Annotated in this window: 4 protein-coding genes; 1 reads left to right on the top strand and 3 read right to left on the bottom strand. The window is 31.0% G+C overall.

Features of this window, described 5'->3' with window-relative positions:
- Positions 1–203 precede the first annotated feature (203 nt).
- Genes L8D11_RS04425 through L8D11_RS04415 form a run of 3 tightly spaced genes read right to left on the bottom strand, consistent with a single transcriptional unit; the run spans position 204 to position 2721 of the window.
- Positions 204–950 carry an MBL fold metallo-hydrolase gene (locus tag L8D11_RS04425; protein WP_236870465.1) on the bottom strand — a complete coding sequence of 249 codons (747 nt, stop codon included), beginning with the start codon at positions 948–950 and terminating at the stop codon, positions 204–206.
- Positions 947–1729 carry a TatD family hydrolase gene (locus L8D11_RS04420; protein WP_236870464.1) on the bottom strand — a complete coding sequence of 261 codons (783 nt, stop codon included), beginning with the start codon at positions 1727–1729 and terminating at the stop codon, positions 947–949. The genes L8D11_RS04425 and L8D11_RS04420 overlap by 4 nt, the downstream gene beginning before the upstream one ends.
- A gap of 14 nt (positions 1730–1743) precedes the next feature.
- Complete coding sequence (locus L8D11_RS04415; RefSeq protein WP_236870463.1) at positions 1744–2721, bottom strand: ribonucleotide-diphosphate reductase subunit beta; 978 nt, start codon at positions 2719–2721, stop codon at positions 1744–1746.
- 189 nt (positions 2722–2910) lie between these two features.
- On the opposite strand from L8D11_RS04415, the gene L8D11_RS04410 reads away from it, so the two are divergent.
- A complete protein-coding gene (locus tag L8D11_RS04410; RefSeq protein ID WP_236870462.1) occupies positions 2911–3162 on the top strand; it encodes a nucleoside/nucleotide kinase family protein in 252 nt (83 codons plus the stop codon).
- The last annotated feature ends 74 nt before the right edge of the window (positions 3163–3236 follow it).

The following is a 3236-nucleotide window of genomic DNA, read 5'->3' as shown; positions in this document are numbered from 1 at the left end:
TTATTTCTACTTTCTTAATTAGCCTCTCTGATACTACCTCGCCTTTTTCTTTTTTTCTTACTATTATTTCAAAATCCATTTGATACCTGTATTGTTTTAGGTCAAAGGTTAGCACTTTTCCTATTTACACGCTATCTAATATTTATGCTTCCTTCTCTCTTCCTTCTTAGGGTAAATAATGAGTACAATAAGTCATATATCCATTAAATCTTCATATTATCATAAGCAGCAATTACATTTTTAGGTAATATTTTTGATATTTCCTCGTATTCAATTTCATGCCCCATATGCGTCAGCACTGCTAATTTAGGTTTAACTCTTTCTATTAATAATAAAGATTTTTCAAGATATGAATGTGTTGGAGCATAAGAATATCTTAAGCAATCTACAATCCACACATCTAAATTTTCTAATTTTGCTAAGGATTCTTCCGATATTTCATTAAAATCTGTAGAATAAGCTACATTGTTCAATCTTATGCCTTGTGACACAATAGAACCATGAACTTGATCAAATGCCACAACATTTACATCTCCTATTTTTTGAAGTGACTCAAGCTTTATTCTTCTAAGTAATGGATAATATAATGGATCAGATGTTTTGAAGATATAATTATATCTTGCATTTAGGTTATCAAAAGTAGCATTATCGATATATGCATCAATAGGTTGGTTGTTTTTACACAACCTCTTCACATCATCTATACCTGCCACGTGATCAGAATGGTCATGGGTATATATAATTGCGTCAATTTGCCTAATATCATTTTCAAGACACTGCTGTCTTAAATCTGGCGATGTATCTATAAGTATTTTTATTTTTTGCGTTTCGACAAATATAGAAGCCCTTTTTCTTTTATTTTTGATATTATCAGATTTACAAACGAAGCAATCACAATTCAAACTCGGCACTCCATGAGAACTACCACATCCTAAAATAATAACTTTCATTTTTTTACTTTAGCCTTATTAAATAAATTAAAAAAGTTATTTGTTGTTATATCTATAAAATTATCCAAACCTAAATCCAATAACCTAGCCATAAATTCTGCAGTATATTTGATATACGAAGGCTCATTATCTTTCCCTCTCATTGGAACTGGTGCCAAATATGGAGCATCAGTTTCTATCAAAATTCTTTCAAGTGGAATCTGTTTAAATGTCTGCTGTATATCTTTTGCATTTTTAAACGTAACAATACCCGAAGCTGAAATGTATAATCCCATATCTATACATTCTTTAGCAAGCCAATTACTTGCAGTGAAACAATGAATTACTCCCGAAAATCTCTTTTTCACCATATATTTCTTCAATATTTCAACCGTATCCTTGTCGGCTTCTCTAGTGTGTACTATTATGGGCAATAAAGATTCTTGAGATGCTATTATGTGTTCAATAAAACTTTCTTGTTGAACTTTTTCATTGTCCTTTGAGTAATAATAATCCAGACCAGTCTCACCTATGCTAATTAATTTATCCCTGCCTGCATATTTTAATATTTCTTCTGCTTTAACAACACCTTCTTCAGCTAAATTGAGTGGGTGGTTACCAATGGAACAAAACACACCTTCGTTTAAGTTGCTAATGCCATATATATGCTCAAATTTACTTATTTTAGTACAAATTGTTTGCATCACACCAACACCATTCTTCTTTGCACGCTCTATAACACTTTCTAGATCGCTATAAAGCACTTCGAAGTCAAGATGACAATGAGAATCAACTATCATTATATGCACATAAGCTATTTATCTTTAAAAATTATAAAAGCATCCTCCCAGGAGCCACTAGTGGCTGATTTAGCATATTCCGTAACTCTATTTTCAAAAAAATTAGTATGCTCTGGAGCATTTAGAATTTCATCTAGCCAAGAAAGAGGATTTTTTGGTATTTTGTATATACTCTCTAGCCCTAATTGGTTTAATCTTCTATCAGCTATGAATCTTATATAGCTTTTGATGTCATGTGCATCCATTCCTTCAATCGCGCCATCAAATTTAAATGCAAGGTCGATAAACGCATCTTCATGATGAACAATATCTCTGCAGGCTTGATATAGAAAATTTTTCAAATCATCATTCCAAATCTCTTTATTCTCATTAATAAAAGTTTTAAATAATTTGATAATTGATAAAGTATGCAGCGTCTCATCCCTAACAGACCATGCAACTATCTGCCCCATCCCCTTCATTTTACCAAATCTTTGAAAATTGAGCAACATCGCAAATGAAGCAAACAACTGAAGCCCCTCTGTAAATGCACCAAAAACCGCAAGAGTCTTTGCTATGTCAGCTTTAGAATTAACATTAAATTGTTGCATATAATCATATTTATCCTTCATCTCTTTGTATTTCATAAATGCCTGATATTCTACCTCAGGTATCCCCAATGTATCCAAAAGGTGCGAATATGCATCAATATGAATTGTTTCCATATTGGAAAAAGCAGAAAGCATCATTTGAATTTCAATTGGTTTGAAAATTTTTGAATAATGTTGCATGTAGCAATTATTAACTTCTATGTCTGCTTGAGTGAAAAATCTAAATATCTGAGTTAGAAGATGCTTCTCCTGCTCTGTTAACTTCTTTCTCCAATCCTGCACATCATCTGCCATTGGAACCTCTTCAGGAAGCCAATGTATCTGCTGTTGTTTTTTCCAAGCATCATATGCCCAAGGGTAGTGAAATGGCTTAAAAATAGATTCTGCATTTAATAAAGACATGACAATTTTTTACAATAATAATTATATGTTTTATAGATTTTTTTTAACGTTTTTACAATTAAATAATTATTTATTTTTATTATAATTACCTGAAATAAATTGATATATAATATCTAACTTAAATTATATATTGCATATAGATTAATTTATGATAGCTTACTAAAAATTTGAAGTGTAGATAGGATAGCAATGTCAAACATTATCATTGGTGTATCAGGTCCTTCTGGTTCAGGGAAAAGCCTATTTAGTAAGAGTATTTCGTGTAATTTTGATCTAAATAACGGAGTAGTAATCATCAGTGAAGATGGTTATTATAAGAATCGCCCCGACTTAACATTTGAGGAAAGAAGCTTACAAAATTATGATCACCCAGACGCGTTTGAACATGAATATAGTGGACTGAAAAAGTCAGACAACAAAAAGAGTAGTTTTATTTCCTAAAAGATATAAAAATATAAATAAAAAATAAGAAGTATGAGTAAAAAAGAAAAAAGAAATTTTAGCGCTGAACAAAA

Origin of the sequence: Candidatus Bandiella numerosa (assembly GCF_021811875.1) — a bacterium.
GTDB lineage: Bacteria > Pseudomonadota > Alphaproteobacteria > Rickettsiales > Midichloriaceae > Aquirickettsia > Aquirickettsia numerosa_A.
This window is presented reverse-complemented; position numbering and strand designations above follow the sequence as displayed.

What these genes read in the sequence shown, in the direction of transcription:
- L8D11_RS04420 (WP_236870464.1), bottom strand. Translation starts at nt 1,729, where the DNA reads ATGATAGTTGATTCTCATTGTCATCTTGACTTCGAAGTGCTTTATAGC.
- L8D11_RS04415 (WP_236870463.1), bottom strand. Translation starts at nt 2,721, where the DNA reads ATGTCTTTATTAAATGCAGAATCTATTTTTAAGCCATTTCACTACCCT.
- L8D11_RS04425 (WP_236870465.1), bottom strand. Translation starts at nt 950, where the DNA reads ATGAAAGTTATTATTTTAGGATGTGGTAGTTCTCATGGAGTGCCGAGT.
- L8D11_RS04410 (WP_236870462.1), top strand. Translation starts at nt 2,911, where the DNA reads ATGTCAAACATTATCATTGGTGTATCAGGTCCTTCTGGTTCAGGGAAA.